General features: G+C 62.5%; 15 protein-coding genes and 1 pseudogene. 2 read left to right on the top strand and 14 right to left on the bottom strand.

What is annotated here, in order from left to right; translation table 11 throughout:
- Nucleotides 1-23: 23 nt before the first annotated feature.
- The gene (locus VJ811_RS10240) at nucleotides 24-443 is read right to left on the bottom strand and encodes an OmpA family protein (RefSeq protein ID WP_324072170.1); all 420 of its coding nucleotides are present in this window, start codon (nucleotides 441-443) and stop codon (nucleotides 24-26) included.
- Between the two features lie 491 nt (nucleotides 444-934).
- Between VJ811_RS10240 and VJ811_RS10235 the strand changes: the two genes are divergently transcribed.
- Together VJ811_RS10235 and VJ811_RS10230 are read left to right on the top strand one after the other, a co-directional pair.
- Nucleotides 935-3217, top strand: coding sequence for a CHAT domain-containing tetratricopeptide repeat protein (locus tag VJ811_RS10235; protein ID WP_324072169.1), 2283 nt, complete (start codon nucleotides 935-937; stop codon nucleotides 3215-3217).
- 79 nt (nucleotides 3218-3296) lie between these two features.
- Nucleotides 3297-4226 (top strand): annotated as a pseudogene (locus VJ811_RS10230) (IS91 family transposase); the annotation flags it as partial.
- A gap of 480 nt (nucleotides 4227-4706) precedes the next feature.
- Here the strand turns inward: VJ811_RS10230 and VJ811_RS10225 are convergent.
- From VJ811_RS10225 to VJ811_RS10165, 13 genes are all read right to left on the bottom strand, one after another.
- Nucleotides 4707-6221, bottom strand: a complete 1515-nt coding sequence (locus VJ811_RS10225; protein ID WP_324072168.1) for an alkaline phosphatase D family protein — start codon at nucleotides 6219-6221, stop codon at nucleotides 4707-4709.
- A gap of 185 nt (nucleotides 6222-6406) precedes the next feature.
- Nucleotides 6407-9586, bottom strand: coding sequence for a TonB-dependent receptor (locus tag VJ811_RS10220; RefSeq protein WP_324072167.1), 3180 nt, complete (start codon nucleotides 9584-9586; stop codon nucleotides 6407-6409).
- 107 nt (nucleotides 9587-9693) lie between these two features.
- Nucleotides 9694-10569: a FecR family protein gene (locus VJ811_RS10215; RefSeq protein ID WP_324072166.1), complete on the bottom strand. Its 876-nt coding sequence runs from the start codon at nucleotides 10567-10569 to the stop codon at nucleotides 9694-9696.
- Between the two features lie 40 nt (nucleotides 10570-10609).
- Nucleotides 10610-11125: an RNA polymerase sigma factor gene (locus VJ811_RS10210; RefSeq protein ID WP_324072165.1), complete on the bottom strand. Its 516-nt coding sequence runs from the start codon at nucleotides 11123-11125 to the stop codon at nucleotides 10610-10612.
- A gap of 258 nt (nucleotides 11126-11383) precedes the next feature.
- The gene (locus VJ811_RS10205) at nucleotides 11384-12328 is read right to left on the bottom strand and encodes a hypothetical protein (protein WP_324072164.1); all 945 of its coding nucleotides are present in this window, start codon (nucleotides 12326-12328) and stop codon (nucleotides 11384-11386) included.
- A gap of 150 nt (nucleotides 12329-12478) precedes the next feature.
- The gene (locus VJ811_RS10200; RefSeq protein WP_324072163.1) at nucleotides 12479-12736 is read right to left on the bottom strand and encodes a hypothetical protein; all 258 of its coding nucleotides are present in this window, start codon (nucleotides 12734-12736) and stop codon (nucleotides 12479-12481) included.
- A gap of 135 nt (nucleotides 12737-12871) precedes the next feature.
- On the bottom strand, nucleotides 12872-13093 hold the full coding sequence (locus VJ811_RS10195) for a hypothetical protein (RefSeq protein WP_324072162.1): 222 nt from the start codon (nucleotides 13091-13093) through the stop codon (nucleotides 12872-12874).
- 1 nt (nucleotide 13094) lies between these two features.
- Entirely contained in the window at nucleotides 13095-13637 is a 543-nt protein-coding gene (locus VJ811_RS10190; RefSeq protein ID WP_324072161.1) for a hypothetical protein, read from the bottom strand.
- A gap of 46 nt (nucleotides 13638-13683) precedes the next feature.
- Entirely contained in the window at nucleotides 13684-14040 is a 357-nt protein-coding gene (locus VJ811_RS10185; RefSeq protein WP_324072160.1) for a hypothetical protein, read from the bottom strand.
- Between the two features lie 33 nt (nucleotides 14041-14073).
- Nucleotides 14074-14319: a hypothetical protein gene (locus VJ811_RS10180; RefSeq protein WP_324072159.1), complete on the bottom strand. Its 246-nt coding sequence runs from the start codon at nucleotides 14317-14319 to the stop codon at nucleotides 14074-14076.
- 218 nt (nucleotides 14320-14537) lie between these two features.
- Nucleotides 14538-16355 carry an alpha/beta hydrolase gene (locus tag VJ811_RS10175; RefSeq protein WP_324072158.1) on the bottom strand — a complete coding sequence of 606 codons (1818 nt, stop codon included), beginning with the start codon at nucleotides 16353-16355 and terminating at the stop codon, nucleotides 14538-14540.
- A 189-nt stretch (nucleotides 16356-16544) separates the two neighbouring features.
- Complete coding sequence (locus VJ811_RS10170) at nucleotides 16545-18518, bottom strand: Atxe2 family lasso peptide isopeptidase (protein ID WP_324072157.1); 1974 nt, start codon at nucleotides 18516-18518, stop codon at nucleotides 16545-16547.
- Nucleotides 18515-21124: a TonB-dependent receptor gene (locus VJ811_RS10165; protein WP_324072156.1), complete on the bottom strand. Its 2610-nt coding sequence runs from the start codon at nucleotides 21122-21124 to the stop codon at nucleotides 18515-18517. Before VJ811_RS10165 ends, VJ811_RS10170 begins: the two co-directional genes overlap by 4 nt.
- Nucleotides 21125-21152: the final 28 nt, after the last annotated feature.

Here is a 21152-nt window from a genome sequence, read left to right as displayed (position 1 = left end):
ATCCAAGACCTCAGGCTGAGCTCCTACGGGATGACATAGATTTCGGCGCGGCGGTTCGCCGAACTCACAGTCCCCTTCGGTTTATCCGTTCCAAACGCCTGAATTTCCGTTCTCCCCACGTCGATGCCGCGGGTAAATAAATAGCTGCGAACTTCTGAAGCGCGACGATGCGAAAGACCTCTACCATATTCAGGTCCATGTTCAGCACCCTCGCTTCGGTCTGCATAGGCCTTCACGATAATTTGCGATTTGCCGGTGCGATGGCGCTCGGCAAACTCATCGAGAATTTTGGCAGCTTTCGCGTCCACCGCATCTGAATCATCCGCGAACTGGACGGTCGCGACAGGCGAACTCGTCTCGGCCGCAGCATACAGCGGCGTCGCAATGGAAATGCCCGAAACTCCCGCCAACACTGCAGCGGCGATTGCAAAGCAGATTTTCATGATACCTCCACCCAACGATTTCTCTTCAATGAATTGCGTGGGCTTGAGGCGCGGTCAACCGCAAAGCGAGATCATCCGAACCATCAAACCTCGTAGATGCGGACCGGTAGTCATCGGCTTAAGTATGCAAAAGCAGAAGACGGTGGAAATTGCAGACGCCCGAAAAAAAACGGCGCCCGCTCAGGTTGGACCGAGCAGGCGCCAGATGAAGAATTCGCCCTCTTGCGAGGTCGAGCTCTCCTGGGTCGCGCGACGCTGTTAGGGCCAAGGTCCAGGATGCGATTGGATGGAAACGCCAAATCGGCTGACGCCGCATTGCCGCCCCGATGATCAGGGGCTAGCTGATTGCACATCAGCGGGGGCAGAAAGCGATGTGGAGATTATTCGGACGGCTTGCGGCGATCGCCTGTGTGCTCAGTCTGGCAACTCCCGTCCAAGCGCAACCGACCCAAACGCAGGATGAGACGCGCAAAGCCGATTTCGATAAGCGCATGGCGGACATCAGGCGCCGCCAAAACGCGCTCTCCTATGAGGACAAGGCCGCACGGATAGCGCTGCTCACCGAACGCGCCGCGATCATTGGCCAATATCACGGCGAAGAGAGCGTCGCGCATGCCGACGCCCTCCAGCTTCTCGCTTTCGAATATTATTCGGAGAAGCGCTGGGCGGAAGATGCGGCGCTTCGGGCTCGCGCGCTTGTGATACGCCGCAAGATCCAGGGCGATCGCTCGAGCGACACGCTCTATGCGGTGCGCGCGCTCGCCCACTCGCTGGCCGAGGACGGGCGAAAAGATGAGGCCGCGAAGACATTGGCCGACGTGCTTGGAGCATGGAACCGTGGCAACACCCTGACCGACGCGGCCGAACGCACGGTGCCGCGCGGCCGCACGGTGGAGGGGAAAGCGCTTGGCATGGCCGCGGCCGCGCATGCGAAACTCGCACTCGATAGCGGCGATGCGGCATCGGCGCTGGCATCGGCGCGTATCGCCGCAGCCTCTTCCCTTGCCTATCGGCGCGGCTTCGGGGTTGGTGTGCTCGACGAGCAAATGGTCGAACTCGCCGAGAGGAATCCTTCCAGCCACACCGGTGAGGAGACGTTCGCGGAATGGTCGCGTCTCTACGCCGACGTGCTTTGGGAAGCGGGCCAGAGAAGCCCGGCGGGCAAGGCCGACGCCCTTCTTGTTCTTCAGGACATCATGGCAGGCCGGACCTCGCGCGCACTGGCGCGATCGGCAGCGACCCAAGCGGCGACGGCATCGGGAGCCGCAGGTCTTGCCGCCGAACGCGATGCCAAGGCGGCCGAACTCGGCGCGCTCTTCGCCCGAAGCGAAGGCGTAAAGGCAGGCAGCGACGCCGATCAGGCGCTGTGGCAGGAAATCGGTACGACCAATGCCGCGCTGGAGGCCATAGATGCCCGGCTGACGGCAGCAACGCCGGGCTATTTCGAACTGGTAAAGCCGGCGCTCCTGGACGAGCCATCGGCCAAGGTCCTGCTCACGCACGACGAGGCCTTTTTGATGATCGTGCCGACCGCGCGCGGAACGCACAGCCTCGTCGTGACGCGCGAGGGCATCGAGTGGCATCGCTCCACCATGACCGAGGCGGAGCTGACCGGACATGTCCGCCGCATGCTTTGGGATGTCGGCGCGAACATCGATGTGACGCCCGACGAAGATGAGCGCTGGTCTGCCGAGGGCGAAGGCGATTTCCCCTTCGATCGCGACACGGCCTTCCGCCTCTATGAAGAATTGATCGCGCCTGTGAGCCCGGCGCTTGCCGGCAAGCGGCATCTGTTCACTGCTGCAACGGGCTCGATCTCCTCGCTGCCCCTCGGCATCCTTGTTACCGAGAAGCCGACCGGCATCGACGGCGACCCCGCAACACTGCGCGCAACATCCTGGTTCGCCGACCAGGCGGCGATCGTACAGCTGCCGTCGCTCCAGTCGCTTCAGCTCATACGGGCGGTTGCAGGCCGTAACGGCCCGCCAGGAAGCAGCATGCTCGGCTTTGGCGACCCCCTGCTCGAGGGCAATGCCGCGACACGCGGCGTTGAAGGCAGGAACCGGATGGCGCGCGGCGGCGGCATGCCGCTTGCCAGCAGCATGTGGCGCGCGTCGAGCGGCGAGACGCCGCTCGCCGATCCCGCAGCTCTGCGCCGCCTGGCCCGGCTTCCCGGTACCGCAAAGGAACTGAAAGCCATGGAGGCGCTCGTCGGCTCCGGGAATACAAAGCTATTCCTGGCAGGCGCAGCAACCGAAGCGAATTTGAAGGCGGCCGACCTCGCGTCCTCGTCGGTCTTGTTCCTCGCGACGCACGGACTCGTCGCCGGCGAGGTCGGCGACATTGGCGAGCCGGGACTCGTCTTCACACCGCCCGCAGCCGCCAGCCCTGCAGATGATGGCTTGCTGACCGCGAGCGAGGTGGCGGCGCTCCGGATCGGCGCAGGGTGGGTCATCCTGTCCGCGTGCAACACGGCGGCGGGCGACGGCCGGGCCGGAGCGCCCGGCCTTTCGGGGCTCGCTCGCGCCTTCTTCTTCGCGGGATCGGAAAGCCTGCTCGCCTCGCACTGGCCCGTCCGCGACGACGTCGCGGCCGTGCTCACCGTTCGACTGTTCGAGATTTTGCGCGCAGATCCAAAATTGTCACGCGCCGAAGCACTCCAGCGGGCCGAGCGAGAAATCCGCAACGACACGCGTGACGATCCCTATCTCAAGAGCTGGTCGCATCCGAGCGCTTGGGCGCCATTTTCGCTGATCGGAGATGTCGGCCGCTGATGTTCTCGCGGCCAACCGTTGGTCGCATATGGCGGCATTTGGCAAGATTTCGTTAACCTCGTCCGCGCATGTTTTGCGCGACCTCCTCCCGGTCGGCTACTTCCACGTCGTGTTCACCCTCCCTGCCGAGGTCGCCGCGATCGCCTATTACAACAAGGCACTCGTCTACGATCTGCTGTTCAAGGCCGCGGTCGATACGATGGTGACCATCGCCGCTGATCCCAAGCACCTCGGCGCCCGGATCGGCATTACCGCCGTTCTCCACACCTGGGGCTCGGCGCTCACCCATCATCCGCATATCCACATGATCGTGCCCGGCGGCGGCATCTCGCGCGATGGAACACGCTGGATATCGGCGCGCCCCGCATTCCTCTTGCCGGTCCGCGTCCTTGGTGCCCTGTTCCGACGCTTGTTCCTCACCCGGCTGCGCGCGCTGCACGGCGCCGGCAAGCTCGCTTTCTTTGGCAGCCTCACGCATCTCGCCGAACGACGCGCTTTCCTGCGGCACCTGTCACCCGTCAGGAAGAAGCGCTGGGTGGTCTATGCCAAGCCTCCATTCGCGGGCCCCGAAGCGGTGCTCGCTTACCTCGCCCGCTACACCCACCGGGTCGCCATATCGAACAGCCGCCGCCTCCGGTTCGACGAGGCCGGGGTCACCTTCCGCTACAAGGACTACCGCAAGGCCGGTGCCGGACGGCAGCAGGTCATGACCCTCGCCGCCGACGAGTTCATCCGCCGCTTCCTCCTCCACGCCCTGCCGCGCGGATTTCACCGCATCCGCCACTATGGCCTCCTCGCCTCCGCCAGGCGCAAGGACCATCTCGAACGCGCCCGCCGCCTGCTCGATGTCGCACCTCCACCGACCGACGAGCCGGTCGACGATGCAGGGCCCGGGCCAACCTGCCCGGGCTGCGGCGGCACCATGATCATCATCGAGGTCTTCGAGCGCCGCTACCAGCCCCGCGCGCCGCCGCCGTCGGCGGTCTCATCCGGGACACCTGCGCCGTGACCCGGACCGGCATGGCAACGACACGATCCAGGGCAGACCGGCGCCTGGAACCGAACCCGCTCGCGCCGGCGGCGCCCAATAGCAGACGTCACACCACCAAAATCGGCCCGTCCGCTTTTGCACGTCCGCTTTTACAACCCATATCCAGACGGTCCGCTATCGGGCACGTCCGCTTTTGGGCAGCATCTGGCTACCCCAGCATCCGCGCAAAACAGCTTTCCCCATAGCTCAGCCCATGACCACCGCGGTTCGGGCACCGAAGACTTTCCGACGCCTGGCGGCGTCCGAAACTCTCAACGATTGCGGACGGTCTGCTCTCAGCACCGATGACGCGATGGCAGACATTGCCAGATGGCATTCGCTCAGGGTTCGGCCGATTTTCCTTGCTCCAGAATATCGAACCAATAGCGTCCGCCGGACCGGAAAAGGATATGTTCCGCGGTCGGGATCATCTGCGAGGTTATCGCCATGGTAATCGCTTTAAACTCGCTGCAGGCCGGGGCGCCCACGCTCGCTGACAAAGCTGGCAAATGTCGAAAGCTGCCCATCCGGTCGCATGACGCTGTCCAGGATCTTCAGGTCTCCGCGCCAGCTATCCCTATTGACGTCGCACAGGAGGTAGCCGCGCCGATCGGTCATCGCCTTGAGGCAGGCATTGCCGCTGACGGACTGGTGATAGGCATCGCCATCGCCGGTCCCATCCGCTCCCGATGTGATGGAGGTGGCCAGATATTCGCTGGTAACGGCCGGGCCCTCGCCGCCATTGCGCAGCACATCGCCGGCAAAATGGCGATGCGCGTCGCCGCTCACGGTCAACACATTGGTCAGCCGCCGGTCGGCGATGTGATCGAGCAGTCGGCCCCGGCTGGCCAGATAACCCGACCATTGATCCATAGAATAATGTGGCGCGGCCAAGCCTTCGCGATGCTGCGCCAATTGCATCAGCATCACCTGCTGCGCGATGAGCTGCCAGCGCGCCGTTCCGCGCGCGAGGCCGCCGAACAGCCACGCCTCCTGCCGATCGCCCATGAGCGTGCGATGGGGCGATAGCACCTCGGCATTGATCGGCGCGTCAATGTCTCCCTGCGCCTGATCGCTGCGATACTGGCGGGTGTCGAGGAAATAGGCATCCATCAGATCGCCGAAGGCCGCGCGCCGGTACATCTGCATATGCCCGTCCATCGGCATGGACGATCGACGCAGCGGCATATGCTCGTAATAGGCCTGCATCGCGGCCGCCCGGCGATAGCGGAATATCTCGGCGGGCGTCCCATCCTGATCGATATCGCTCGCCCAATTATTATCGACCTCATGGTCGTCGAAGCTGACGAACCACGGGGCCGCCGCATGGGCGGCCTGTAGATCCGCATCCGATTTGTAGAGCGCATAGCGCCGCCGATAATCGTCGATCGAATAGATCTCGTCGCCCACGTGCTGGCGCAGCGGCGAGAAGATGCGGCCGTTCATCAGGCGCGGACCGGGTCCGGTGGCGCGCCCTTCGTAGATATAGTCGCCGTAGTGGAACACAAAGTCGACCGGCTCCTCGGCGATTTTGCGCCAGGCAGTATAATGCCCCTCCTCATAATGCTGGCAGCCGGCCACCGCGAAGCGGACGCGATCCTTGCGTGCGCCGGGGAGCGGCAAGGTGAGGCTGCGGCCCGCAAGGCTCCGTTCCTTCCCGCACTGGAAACGATACCAATAGGGGCGATCGGGCTGCAGCCCCGCCACCTCGACATGAACCGAATGAGCGAGTTCGGGATGGGCGATCGCATCGCCTTTCGCGACGATCGTGCGGAAGCCTTCGTCAGCGGCGACTTCCCATTTCACGAGGATCGGGACCATCGGCATCCCGCCACCCGATCGCAGGGGCTCCGGCGCCAGGCGTGTCCAGATCACGAAGCCGTCAGCCGCGGGATCGCCCGAGGCGACGCCAAGCTGGAACGGCGGCACGACGAAAACAGGGTCTTCGCGCAGGTTGCGAAGCGTGGCGGCCATAAGATTGCCGGAAAAAGCGGTGCCGGTGAGGACAAGGCCGGAGAGAAAGATACGTCGCGTCGAACCGGGCATGGATGCCTCCCGCTGCCGTGAAAAGGAAAAGTCGTTCGGAAGAGCACGCTGGGCGCCGCTTCGAGGACGGGTTGCTGCGAAAAGGCCGGGGGCGGCGCCCCCGGCCCGCCGCATCAAAGTTTCAGGCTGAGTGTGCCGAAGAAGTAGCGGCCGATCGTGTCATAGCGCCCGCCGGCACCGGCCCAGACGAAGATCGTCTGGGTGGGCTTTACGTCGAAGAGATTGTTGACCCCCAGTCCCAGTGAATAGCGATCATCGATCGTGTAGCGGAACGAGATATTGTTATAGATTTTCGAGGGAACGTGGTTCGCATCGCCGTAATAATAATCGGGCTGGTTCTTTGAAAGAACGGTGGAACTGATGAACCTTGTATCGAAGCTGACTCCGAAATTGCCGATATCATATCCGAGGTATAGCGTGCTCTTGAAACGCGGCACGGTCCAGTCACCGGCATAGTAGATATCGCCCGAGGCTATCCCGGGCGTGGTTTCCGTCATGTTTCTGATGTTCCACGTGCTCTTCCAGGAAGCCTCAAGCCTGCCCTCACCGATATTTCTCCGGTAGTTGATCCCGACATCGATGCCTCGCGCCTGCATCCGCGCGGCATTGAGATAGTAGGAGTCGATCTGGGTAACCTTGTGAGATATGGGGTCGCGCGTGATACGCGAACAGAATGGATTATCGATCGTGGGCAGATCGACGCACAGTTTCTGCATATTCGCCACGCTATAGGACGTGATGACATCGGCGATGTCGATGTCCCAATAATCGACCGTCACATCGAGGCCAGGCAGGAATTTCGGCTGGATGATGGCACCCAGGGTCAAGCTGTTGGACGTCTCCGGCTCCAGGTTCGGGTTGCCGCCGCTATAGGTCACGACGCTGTCCGTATAATTCCAGACGAGCGAGCCGCGAGGAATGCCCAGTGCCGCACAATTGGCAGCGCGCGTCGATGACAGGTCATAGTTCGGACCCGAGCACGGATCGTTGATGCTGGCGGTGATCCCCCGGTTCTGCGGGCTATAGAGTTCGGCAAAATTGGGGACGCGGACGCTGCGCGAACGGACCGCCCGGAACGACAGCCCCTCGATCGGCGACCAGATCGCGCCGGCCTTCCAGGTGTGCGTGTCGCTATAGCTGCTGTAATTGGAATAGCGGTACGCGCCTTCGATCCGAAGATCATGGACGAAGGGCAAATCCTTGAGGATGGGGACAACGACCTCGCCATAGACTTCCGACACGCTGAGCGAGGCATCGATATCGGGATGCGGTGACGGAATGAGGTCGGTTGTCGAGCGCGGATCGTCGACCGTGCGCAGACTGTCGCGGCGGTGCTCCGCCCCCAGCGAGAAGGACAGGTCGCCATAGGGCAGAGCGAACGCGTCGCCGCTGACGTTCGCGCCGAAAAGCCGTTGCGATGTAGCCCGCGATTCCCGGCGCGTGGTCAGGACATAGGCCCGCTGCGCCGCCGTCGTCGCCATGCCGAAAATATCGAAGGGCACACAGCCCGCCGCACGTGCCGCCGGATCACGGCATATCGGCTGGCCATCCGGACCGGCAATGGCGTCACGCGCGGCGACCCAGCGGGAAATCAGCGGCACATTGGAGGTGTCGACGTCATCGGTGGTGCGGCCATATTGCCAGAACGCCTGCCATTTAAAGCGACCGTCTGCGACATCGCCGTTCAGTTCCTGGTGAATGGTGTAATTGTTGCGGTCATGGTTCTGGCGCATCGTGGGGAAATTGGTCCACCACTTGCGCAGCGGCAGGCTGGTCAGCCCGTTGGCGAGCATCAGCTGACGGACCGAATCGGGGAGATAAGGATTGTCCAGATAGGCGATCGCGCCGCCCTTTCCGTTCATCCACAGGCTAGTGCGCTGGTCGTCGCGATAATAGCCGGCCTCGCCCCGGTACAGGCTGCGGCCATAATCGAAGGTCGCGACATAGTTGATCGAAGGGGTCAGCTCATATTCAAAGCGCCCCATCACCGCGAAGGTATCGGTCGGGCCCTGCAACTGCTGCGTGACATTGAGATTGCCGCCATTGCCGCCGGGTCCTTGGGGAAAACCGGCGGTGTTGGTGTTGAGGTCGTAGGTGATCGGAACGACCTGGCCGTCGACGACCTTGTAGGCGTTCTGACCGATCATGAAGTTCGAGTAAGGCGAATAGGCGGCCCAGGTATAGACCGGCGTAATCAGCAGTTGCGGCTCGCCGCTATCGGGTCCCGTATAGGCAGGATTGTTGTAGTAGCTGGGCGAGTTGGCCGTGTAGGGGCGATCCTGCGCCATGACCTCCTTGTTGTTGACGTAGGTTCCGCCGATGATGACGCGGCCTCGTCCGTCGGCGAATTGGCCGCCCAGGGTTGCGGAAAACCGAAAACGCTGCGCGTCGCCACGTTCCGAGATGCCGTTGGTCACATCGAGCTGCAGCCCCGAGAAATTCTTCCTGGTTATCACGTTGACTGCGCCGGTGACGGCGTCGGCGCCGTAAATCGCCGCTGCGCCGCCGGTGATGATCTCGACCCGGTCGATCATCGCGGGCGGGATCATGTTGAGGTCGACTGCCGAAGACTGCGCCGAACCGGACACGCGCCGCGCCCCGTCCAGCAGTGTCAGCGTGCGATTGGTGCCAAGGCCGCGCAGGTCGACCGAAGAAATGCCGGCATCCCAGCCCTGCGATTGCGCGTTGCCCTCGCCGATGCCGACATCGAGCGCGGGCTCGCGCAGCAGGGCCTGATACGTGGTGGTGAGGCCAAGGTTGTTGGCCTGTTCCATCCGAACCACGCTCACGGGCATCGGCGATTGAAGTTCGGGCCGCGCGATACGCGATCCGGTTACGATGATGTCGCTGCCCGGCGCCTCGATCTCGCCGGCCGCCACCGACGGCCCATCCCGGGAAGGCGAAGGGGCACTGTCAACGACCTTGCGTGCCGCGCGGTCACCTTTTGGCGAGGCCGGCCCGGTGCCGCGCACGATCAAATACGCATCAGCACGCTTGCGATAGATCAGGCCCGATCCCCGGAGAAGTTGGGTCAGGGCAGCTTCGGCCGAAGACGCTCCCCTGATCGCGGACGCCCGCTTTCCCCGCAGCAGCTTCTGGTCGACGAGTATCTGCACGCCAGCCTGACGCGACAGCGCGTTCAGTGAATCTTCGAGGCTGGCAGAAGGAAGAGAGATACTGCTTTGCGCCTGTCCCGGGGATGCAGCCCCGACAGCGCCAATGACGAGAGCAAAAGCGGCGACGCTCGCGCGAAGCGAGTCCTGAAATCTGGACACTGAATATTTCCCCTGCACCTGAGTGAATTGGTTCCGGGGTTAGAGACGCGGTGGACGTCGAAACTTCACAAGGTTTTTTGTTACAGTTTTACTGCAGATCGGAGGAGAGTAACTTCGAAGGACTGTCAGTCCTTCGATATGACCAGCGCATCATCGGTGCGGCGAACCTGGAACGCATGAATGATCGACAGATTCTGAAGCTGACCGACCGGGTCGGTCAGCCGCATCCGCCCGCTCACCGGCCGGGTCATCAGACTCTCGTCCTTGAGCTCGATCGGCACGGGCGAAAGGCTTTGCAGGTCGGCAATCACCTGCTGCAGCGGCGCGCCCTTATATTCCACCCATTCGCCGCGCCACCGCGCGACGTCGTTCGGATCCACGTCCGCGATCCGGTTCAGGCCCCTCCTGTCCAGGATAGCGGCCTGAGACGCGGTCATGTTGATGGGCTTGCTGAGCCAGCCATCGTTACCGAATTCAACGATACCCGAAGCAACCATGACGCGGACGCTCGCGGGCTTGCTCGATACCTCGAAGCTGGTTCCAAGATCCACGATGCGCGCGTTGCCGGCTTCGACGCGGAAAGGTCGCTCTTCATCATGCGCGACAGTGGCAAAGATCGTGCCGTGCGCCAGCTCGACCACGCGCTCATGGCGGGTATAGCGGACCCTGACCTCTGCGCCGCCCCCCAACGCAAGCTGCGTTCCGTCCGCCAATATGACCTTGCGGACCGTTCCGTCCGCGACCGCATAGTCCTGCGGCGACGCCAGATGCAGTTCGACCAGCGGCATGGCCGTGTAACCGCACGCCACGACCAGCAAGACGGCCATGCCGCTTGCCAGCCAGGTGCGCCTGGATGCGCCTCGCCGCTCGTAGGAACCCAAGGCCGCATCCATCTGCGATCCCATGGTCCGTCGCCACATCGCGTCGAATACCGACCGGCAGCGGGGATCGCTGGAAAGCCAGATATTGAACGCGTCCTCGTCGAACGGGTCATTGTCCATGCGGCGCGCAATCCACTGCGCCGCATCCCATCTTATGGCGTCAGTCCCGGACAAGGCCGCCTCGCATCTCGATCTTCTCGATCGCCAAATCCAGGTCGAACAACGCTCGCGCAACATGGTTGCTAACGGCGCTGGGAGAAAGCCCCAGGGCCTCGGCGACGTCTCCGGCAGCTTCCCCATGCACGCGGCGACGGATGAAAACATCCCGCCGGAGACGCGGCATCGCCTTCAGCACGCCTTCGACAATGGCGATGAGCTGGCGCCGCTCCAATTGCTGATGCACGCTCGGCATCGGGCAGGAGATATCCTCGGACAACTCGACGATCGGCGCACTCTTTGCGCGACGAAAATGATCATGCGCGAGGTTCAGCGATATGCGGCGCAACAACGCAGAGGCGTTGGAAACCATGTTTCCCGGTTTCGCCTCATAGGCCAGCATCCGTAGGTACGCTTCCTGGACAATGTCCTCGCTAAGCGTCGAGTCGCGGACACGGCGCCCAACATAACGCAATAAATCAGAGCGTTGCGCAATCAGTTCGGAATCAGGAGGGCTCATCGCCCGCGGGGCATATTCAAGCGAGATGACAGCTCGGTTGCACCCGGCTCACTGGCAACGCACATTCAATGCCGGCACCGATGTCATCTCGCGGAGATGCGCCAATCCCGCGGGCTTGAGGCTTTGGGACGTCACGGACTGCTACGGATCAGCCCATGCTAGATGCGTGTTTCATCTCTAACGCACGGCTTTGTGGCCGATTGCGGTCAGGTAGCCTTCGGACGCAAATCTCATGAAACGGACGTGCCGTTGGCTCGACTAAGAGCATGCCTCCCACAGATTTCTCGCGCTGGAATTAATGCCTTCAAACTCGCGCTTGAACTGTGTTCCCGCGCTTTGTTCGATTGCGGTCAGCGAGGGAATATGGGCCCTGATGGCGAAGATTTCTCCCGTGCTGTCGCTCGAAATGACCATCTGCGCCATGGAATAAATCGGCTCGGCTCCCTTGCGGCGCCAGTCGATGACGTGCGACGCGTGGCTTGTCCTGAACTTTGTCTGGCAACCCGTCGTACCCACTTCGATGAGCTCGCGCGGCTCCTGATCGATCTTGAACACCGCGATACGAACCTTCCGGATGTTCGCGTCGAGATCTCGTCCGAGGCGCGCCAGGTCGACAGCCGTGTCGGGCCGCTTCTCCGTCGGCACTGCCGGCGCGGCGGTGGTCGCCGGATCGAAGGGCGGCTGCTTTTCGCTGCAGGCGTTCAACGACGCGATCCCCGAGTGAAAGCCCGCGTCTGCGTCAATGACGGCGATCTGCGATCCGGCCGCGGAGATTGCGATCCGGCTATAGTTGATCGTGTATGTCTTGCCGTTTAGGGACGCGCGAGCCGGCCGCAGGAGGCCTGACACGCCTTCGATGAGGAGGCCTTCTCTATCCGCGCTTTGTACAATGGTTGCCGCGAACTTGTTGTCGCTTTGCGTCGTCTTGCCTTCGACCTCATATGTCAGGCTAAGCACGACAGGCACATGGGTTCCGACGGCACCCGGCACATCGATCCCGCTGACGGTCAAGGAAGCCTCTGGTCGCCAGTCCGTCCGAAGAGACGTTTCGAGGGCGATGGTTCGCGAGCCGGCCGCAGCTTTCATGGAGCAGCCGCTTGCCTCCGCATTTCTGTACGGCGCAACGATGGGCTGCGAGAGCTGGGATGCCGAGGGCGCAGGCTGTAAAGCCGCAAGCGCCGCCGCAATCATGGCACCATTCATCGAAAATCCTTCTTAAACAGCCCTAGAGAACAGGGCTACAGCCATATGCGTGACGAAAGACGACCTCCAGCGCCGGCGGCACGACCCGCTCGCAGCCGACGAGCGGCACACCCGGCTATCGACGAAGCACGGAGCCTTCAACAACATGGCTCAATCATCCTCGTCTCCGACATTGCCGGAGAGGAAATCATAATGAGCAAGGTCGAAAGGTTGAGCCATGTCGATGATCTGCACCACTTCATAGTCGGTCCAGCGGTCACCAACGTGCGGTTCGACAGTGCAATAGGCCGGCTCGTGCCGACCGTCGTCGGGCCGGAGATAGACCGCGATCCAGTGTGCCTTGAGCTCGATGCCGCGATCGAACCAACTGCGCGCGATGTCTGCTTCTTCTTCGGTCAACTTCGGCAAGGGCATTTTCTCGCAATTTGATCGGACGGCCGTCTCTGAAACGGCCCAAGAAATTTCGTCGCTACCGTGGGGAAGCCGAATTGGAAACGCGCAGCTCCCGTGCCTTCCATGAATGAGGCTTCCAAAAATCGCCCGTCACCGACCGCGCGATTGCTCCTCACGCTCCATTTCTTCTCGCTCGACGAATTCGAGCATCTCCAATCGGAACAGCTCGTCGAGTTCCTCCTGCCTATCGTCGCGATGCGCACGCGCGTCGGCGAGGATACGAGCATAGACTTTCACCAAGGCCGGGACGCCGAAATAGACTGCGAGCGCCATACCCCCGATCAGCAGCCAGCCTATGGCGGCGTCCGTCATGTTACGAATTCAAGGTCGTACAGCGCAGGTGCAGCAAATCGCCCATTTCCTTAATCTTCTGAAAATTGGCCCGCGAGCGTTCCAGATTTCGGGACGCCGCCTCATTTTCGAAGAAGCCGAACACCTTGCTCGACTGGTTCACTTCGTGAACCCAGATTACCCCGACGAACTCGACCGTTCCGCTCTCTCCGCCGTAGGTCTGTGTCTGGGTCCAGTCGATCGTCCAGCGTCCCCCGCGATCGCTGAGAATGTCGGTCCTGCACGGGTGCCAAGCATAGATTTGATCGCCATGCCCACGCAGCAGCCCCCGGCCATCCTTCCAGAGAGGCATGCCCCGGGCGGCGTCGATAAAGGCTTCGTTGTACTTCCAGACCTCCGCGAGCTTCGCAGCCTCGGGAATGCCGTCCGCTGCGGCGCTCTCGATATATTGGCGGGCCGCGATCGGATCGGGCTGCGTTGTACCGTTCCCGCTCGCGTCTTCGACGAGGCTCAGACCGGCATAGAATTTCGCCAGTGCATATCCCGCGTCCGCGGCCTTCACCATCCATCGCTGACCCTCGCGTTTGTCGAGAGGCGTGATATTGCCATTATTATACATCGCAGCGAGCGAGAAAAAGGCGAAGGGCAAACCACTGTCGGCGGACTGGCAAGCCAGCGCTCGGCTTCGGCATAGTTTTTCGCAACACCGGCTCCCACGACAAGGGCACTGCCCAGTAAGGCGGCTGCTTGGCATCGCCGCGCTCAGCCGCAGCCCGAATCGTCGACAGCGAGCCGGGTATGCCGGCAGTCGCGCGCAGCGACGGGCCGTTCATCCGCAGCCAATCCTGGGCCGTCAGTCCCCACTCATCGACGGCCGAAGACTGCGCCTGGGCAGGCCCGGCCGTGCCGATTGGCACGGCCGCGAGCATCAGGGCGGACAGAAACAAGGAAGTCTTGGATATGCGCATCTGTCGATCTCCGTCGCCCCGCAGCGCGAATGTCTATTTCCACTCGCCGGTGTTGGCGTTCACCGAACTGCAGCCGGTATCGTGTCCCTGCTGTTTGTGGCCGTTGGCATATCGCCAGCATTCGTCGCTGGTATAAAAGGTTCCCGAAATCCAGCCATAGCCGCCCGAAGCGCTCCGCCCGTGAGCGGCGTTTTTGCACCAAGGACGGTAGGCCACGTTTGAAGCGAGCGCGGCAGCCGGGATCGCAATCGCGACGGCGAAAATAAGTATGCGTTTCATGAAGGTCCTCCCACTTGTGCGGTGCGGGGAAGTCGAATGGGGTCGCGACACTCGCCCTCCCCGCAGCTCGCGCTCGGCAGATAGCAACGGCCGGAGGAGACCCCCATACCCATTTGTAGGGTAATGCGCTGAGTTGCTGTTATAATCGAGGAAGCTTGGCGGGATCATCATTCCTCGCTGCTGCGCAACTGCGCACGGGCGGCGCTAAAGTACAGCCGTCAGATCATTCGTTCCAGCCGTTCGACGATCAATTCGGGATGGCTGGATGTCATGAAACGACCTGCGCCGACGACGATCTCCATTTTCGTTCCAGGCAGCAGGCACGACCAATAGGCGGTAACTTCCTCGACATCGTTGTGGGGGTCGTCGGCGCCCTGCAGGACGAGCCAGTCCTCGCAATGGAGCGGCTCGAATGTCCAGCCGCCGTGCGAAATGACCAGTTCCTCGAAAATGCCGCCGACATAGTTGCCGCACGCAAAGGGACGCAGCGCCCGAAACCGGTCGCGGATGAACTGAGGATCGTCGCATAGTTTTTCGTCGACCGGCGACCCGCGCGTAATCGAGCGCATGAGATGAACGACCCGGTCGAAACTGAATTGCGCGCTGATAACTCTGAAAAAGAGTTCAACGAGACGGGGGCTCCGATAAAAGGCTTCTTTGAAGGCGCCTACCACGCCCATGCGCTTGCCATCGGCGTCCGCCTGCGGCGTTGGTGAAACCAGCACGACCGCTCCGACTTTTTCGGGATACGCCGACTTGAATGCGTGCACAAATTGGGCTCCGCAGCGGGCAATCACCGGGATCGTCTCGATCCCAAGCGAGACCATCAATTGCAACACATCCTCAATGGCCTGGCTGAACGGGTCTTCGCGCGATGACTTGCCTACACTTGTCGCACCAAAACCCGGGCGGTCGACCGATATGGGTCGCCAGCCTCGCTGTTGCAGTACGGTCAGGAGTGGCCGTGGGACGGCGCGGCAGCACCAGTTGGAATGAACGAGCAGGATCGGCCGTCCCGACGAAGGGCCATAGTCGCTCCATGCTATGAGACCTCGCCCGTTGGGTCGGATAGAAAAGCGCGAAGGCTCGATCGACAAATCCAAAAAACCGGGCGGATTGTCGATCGTCCGCGCAAAAGATCGCAGCGCCTGAGATTCGGTGATCAACCGCGTAAGCTCCGCCGCACTTTGCAGCCCGAAGGTGGAAAACAGCGTCTGCAGTTCCTTCTTGATCACAGCCGGACTCGCTCCGATCGATGCTGAAGCCTCTTCGCGCGAAGCGCCGCTAGCTATTAGAAGGGCGACCTTTGCCTGCCGCTCGGAGATGCAAAGCATATCGGCGATCTGGACTTGGCCATCGATGTCGCTTGGCAAAATGCCGAATGCCGCTGCGACGACGGCCCGGACCACCGCTGGCGTGTTAGGGAGATGCATGCGCTGCGCCGCCGCTCCCATCGCTTCGCGCGCGGTCGGATAGGACACGCCGATTGCGGTGGCCGCACGCCGCACGCTGCCGGTTCGTACAACGGCGGCAACAGTGCGCTGCTGCAAGGGCGTGAGGCCAAACGCCGCAACCGCATCCTCAAGCGGTTCGGTCGAGCCGTTGGCGAACACCGCGACAGATCCGGCAGAGTGCGCAGCGACCGTCCTGCGGAGCGTCGCCGGCAGGTTCCAGCCGTGTGTCTCGGAACAGGGCGCCCAAAGTCCGAACAATGGAGGCGCCTCGTCACGCGGACAGCTGATCAGACGGCCATCGTTGCTTCGCGGATCTACGTGCGCAAGCACATCGTCGAGACACGCAAATTCCGGAAGCCATGGAGGCTCGTCCATAACGATCCGCTCACCACCGCCGCCAAAGAGAAGAAATGCCAGCGCCCGTCGATCGGGTAATGCCGCCCGGGCGACATGGCTGTCAGCTTCCTCGGCCAATACCGCCGCTTCGAACGCGGATGCATCGCGTTGCAACGCCGCGAGAGACGATTCGGGCGAATCGATCATCTGCTGGAAAACGGGTGAAAATCGGTCTTCTTTAGCCAAAGCTGCACCCCCCGGAGCGGCCGTGTCGATATGTTACCATTGCAAACTGGCGCGCCCGGACGGGCTTCACAAGAGTGTGGCGTGTGACAACCCTACAAAAGGCGATGGACGCTAGTCGGGAGTGGCCGTTTGCTGACAGGCAGCTTTTGGAACCGGTTTATCGGACAGCGGACATTAGAGAATTCCTGCTCACGGCTGGCTGCCGGTTCGGAGTAAGTTCCATCTCTCGGCTTCGACTTCATCGGCGGGTTTTTGACCCATAAGCCAGAAGCGAAACCAGTCGATGTTCCTGTTATAGATGGCCAGACGGTGCGCGGGCTGCGACTTCACATGATCTTCGTCCGGGAAGACATAGGCGTCGACCGGCTGTTTGTAGAAGCGGAGCGCACGCAGGCCTTCGAGAGCATATCGGTACTCCGCGTCCGCCAATTGCATCAGGATCGGGGTTGAAAGTCGCTCGGCATTTCGTGCGACGGATAGAACCCGCCAGAAATCGTCGCCCGCATCGGCTGGCGAAGGAAAGCCCGTTCTTTCAAAATACCCGGCTCCCGGCTGCCCGAGGAGCGCCATGCTGCTTCCGGGATCAACGCAGCAGGAACTCGCAGACGCGGCATGAAAGAGATCGCTGTTGATCAGCGCGTGCAGGACAATGCTCGTCCCCTCGCTGAGACCGGCAATCCCCATCCGGCTGCGATCGATGACACCGAGCCTGTCTACGGCTGCGATCCCCTCCTCGAGCGAAGACTGGACGCTGCGACGATCCGCAAAGTCCTTCCGGTTCAGCAAGGCACCTTCTTCGGACGATTTGGTCGGCGCCGTATCCGAAATATGCCGCGGCCGGTTGAAGCTTAGAACGGCAAACCCTTTTGCCGCGAGCGGAAAGACCGGAAACTCGTCGCCCGTCCCGCCCCGCAGAAAGCCCTTGCTTACATAGGTGACGACGATCAGCGGGTGCTTCTGCCCCGGCTTGTGGCCGGGCGGCAGGACGAGATCGCCGAAAGTTTCGATGCCCCGCGCGTTCGTCCAGGTGAGGCGCTGCACCTTGCCGATATCGAACGAGGAGAAGGCCGGGTTTGGATCGAAGACCGGCTCGACACGTCCCGAAAGCGGATCGACCTTGACGATGATCCGCGGCTGCGCGGCTTCTTCCCGTGCGCAAATGAAGAGGGTTGCCGCCGGCTCGCATCCGAGAATGACACCCTTTGTCGCGAATTTGCGCACCGGCGCGGCCTGCCCGCCTTTCCAGAGATAGAGACCGAGGCTCGAACCCCCTGCTCCTTCGCGCCGCAGAAAGGCGATCTGGCTTCCATCACGGGACCGGAAGGCCGCAACGACCGGATATGCGACCTTCATGGCGGCAATTGCTGGCACCCGTCCAGCTTCCTCCTTATCGATCTTCTGCCAGGCAGCCGATTGCAAAGCGGATGTGCCGATCGCAGGATCGGCAGCCGCGGTGGCGGGCAGCTCGACGATGCCGGTTACGACAGGCAATGGTCCCCGGAAAGATGGCCGGCTGGAATTGACCGGAGCGAAGCGGTCATCGAGATGAAATCCTTTCAGGCCTTCCAGGTCTCGCTGCGCTTCCATATCAGATACGGCATAGGAGGTGACTTCGAGCGCCGTGCCGTCGCCTCGCCACGCTAGCGCGGTTACATCTTCCCCCTCGCCTCCGACTGCCTCGGAGTGGCCGCCGTTCGCGTCGGCGATCCAGGCAAGGGTGTGGCCACCAACGCGCTTTCGGAAGGCAAGCCGCGATCCGTCCGGCGACCAGACAGGGCGTATCACATCGTCCACCCCGGAGGTTCCCACCAGACCCCAGACGGATGCTTCCATATGGATCGGCTCACCGCCGGCATCGACTTCCACCGGCGGGCGCCGGCCGTCGAGATCAAGGACGACCATGGACTGGCAATAACTATTGGCATCCGGGTCCGCCCGCCGGAGTTGAAAGGCGACCTGCTTGCCATCGGGCGAGACGCTGAGGCCTGCAGATCCATCATCATATGGCTCGCGTCCGATATCGACGACGCGGGCGAGGTCCGCGGTTTCGATCGGCCGCTTGGCCGCAGGTGTTTCAGCTGCAACAGTCGCAAGCGCTGAACAGGCGTTCGCGGCACCCGGAAATGCCAGCACCAGCCCGATTGCGGCAACGCGCGCGATCACCAGCGCTGCTCCAGCGTGAAGCCGATAAAGCGGCCCGCCGCGGAATAATTGGTGGAATCATAGGGCGGCGTCGAGGGATCGGTCGTCCGGATGAGGTCCGGCTTCGCGTTGAAGGCGTTCAGCAACGAGAAGGACACAGCCGTGCCCTTGAGGCCGCTGTCATCCAGAGCCGCGCGAAGCGTCAGGTCGAGCGTTGTCGTGGACCCCACATGTTCGACCGGCAGGCGCCGATCGTCGCGCAGTCCGCCGGCATGGCTGAGAAATGCGCCGGCGGTGACGGCGCTGTTCGACCAGACGAGATTAGCCCGCGCTCGCCAGTGCGGCGGATCGAAGATCGTTCCGGCCATATCGATATTGCCCTGCCCCGCGATCAGTTCCTGCCTGCTTTTCAGATAGGTCAGCGACACGCCGGCCGAGAGCCTGTTCCGGTCGGACAGGGCGATGTCGTAGTTGGTACTGACATCGAGCCCCCGGATCAGCTGGCTGCTGGCATTCCGGTCGCGCTTGTCGACGATCGCCACGACAGTCGACAGATCGACAGGGACCCCGGAATTATTGAGGAGCCCCGACGAGCCGGTAATGTTTGCATCGATCTGCGCCCGCGTCGGAGCGAAGTTGATGAAATCGGTATAGAGGGGATTGGTGAGTGCACCCGTCCGGCTCTCGATGGGAATGACCACCCGATCACGGTAACGCGTCCGAAAATAGGAAATGTCGATTTTCAGCCCCGGGGCGAACGACGGCATCAATCCGAGCGTCGCGGTCCAGGTTGTCGCCCGCTCGGCCTTGAGGTCCGGATTGGCCCCCGCCATCTCGAGGACCGTCGCGCCGGCGGGATAGCCGGCGGCACCGAAGTCGAGCGTGCGAAGGAGACGCGCGGTCTGCGGGCGGAAGCGCTGGTAGAGCGTGGGCGCCTTGAACGATTTGCCCCATGTCGCCCGAAATTCGACGTCCGGGGAAGGCGCGGCGATGAACCCCAGCTTGGGCGTCGCCAGTTCATCGACGCCGGGGTAGCGTTCATAGCGAAGCGCGCCGGTCAGGACGAACCGGTCAAGGAACGCAATATCGTTCTGGGGCGAGACGATCGGGAGACTGACCTCGCCGAACAGATATTGTGTCGTCTGGCCATCATTATAATCGGTCTGAACCGCCGTCACCCCGCCGGCCACCGACGCGGTGTAGCCCCGCAGATTGTTGCGCCGAACGCCCGCTCCAACGGCGAGGCGCGCCGCACCGCCGGGCAGCGCGAACACCGGCCCTTCCGCACCGATCTCGCCGCCGATGACCCGATTGCTAAATTCGGCAGGGTAAACCGCGAAGAGCGACGACCCAAAATAGAAGTCTGTCTGGACCGTTGATTTGTCGGTGCCGTAGCTGCCCATCGCGGTCAGCTGCCAGTCGCCGGGCAGACCGACGGTCAGCTGCGGAGATATCGCAAAGGAGACGTTTTTCGATCGCCCCTCCGATCCATAGACAAGGCAGCTTCCCGTGACGGCTTGGGGGCTGCAGCGAAAGTCGCGCCGATTGCTGTAGAGGGCGTCGATCCCGAACTCGACGGCGCCCCCGAGAGACTGGTGACCGCTGACAAGTGCGCTGTAGTGCCGCTGGAACGGGATCAGCGTCTGCGACGGATCAAGGCTGCTCGTATAACTGCGCTGGCCAGCTGTGACCTCGCCGATACGGTCGTACTGGACCGCCGCGATCAGGCCGCCGGAGCTCCAGCGCTTGCCCGCGAGAAGCTCGTATTGCTGCTGCTCGTTCCCGCCGTCGGTCGAAGCACCGAAGCGCGCGGAAGTCTGGACGCCGTCATAGTCGCGCTTCAGGATGACATTCACAACGCCCGCGACCGCATCCGACCCATAAATGGCCGATGCGCCGTCGGTCAGCACCTCGATCCGCTGGACCGCCGAGATGGGGATCGCGCTGATATCGACCGCTTGCTGCGCGGCATTGTAGGACAGGCGCCGGCCGTTCAGGATCGTCAGCGTCGCATCGGCGCCGATCCCGCGAAGATTGACGGACGACGCCGACGACAGATTCTCGTCGTTGAACCGAGGACTCCCCCGCACCACGCCGGGGTTCTGCCCGCCGGCATAATTCTGCGGCAGGGCCCGCACGACATCGCCGAGATTGGTCTGGCCCGCATCGCGCATCTGCTCCGCGGTGATCCTGGTGACCGGCGACGGCGAGACCGAGCCACGAATGCGCGACCCGGTGACGATGATCTCTTCGTCCGCAACAAAGGGCTCACCCTCGACAGCAGAGGCCGTCACGCGCGGCGCCGGCTGGATCGTGATGATCTGCCCGCTGCCGTTGAAGCTTGCGACGAGACCCGTTCCGTCGAGCAGGAGCTTCAGCCCTTCCTCAACCGGATAGCGCCCCCGCACCTGTTTCGTGCGCTTGCCGGCAACGAGATTGCCGCTGGCCAGAATCTGGACACCGGCCTGCTTGGCGAAAGCCGGAATGCCGCGCGAAGCGGTCTGTTCGGGCACGTCGAAATTACGCGTCTGCGCAGACGCCGGCGCCGAAACGGCCGCGGCCGCAATCACTACGGCCCCCGCCATCAACTGCCGTTCGAACGAAACTCCCGTGATCAGTCCCCGCATGTCATGCTCCTTCACAGGCCCGGATTTT

The organism is Sphingopyxis sp., assembly GCF_035250425.1.
In the GTDB taxonomy this organism is placed as follows: domain Bacteria; phylum Pseudomonadota; class Alphaproteobacteria; order Sphingomonadales; family Sphingomonadaceae; genus Sphingopyxis.
The sequence above is the reverse complement of the archived record's forward strand: the minus strand, read 5'-3'. Positions and strand labels throughout refer to the sequence as shown.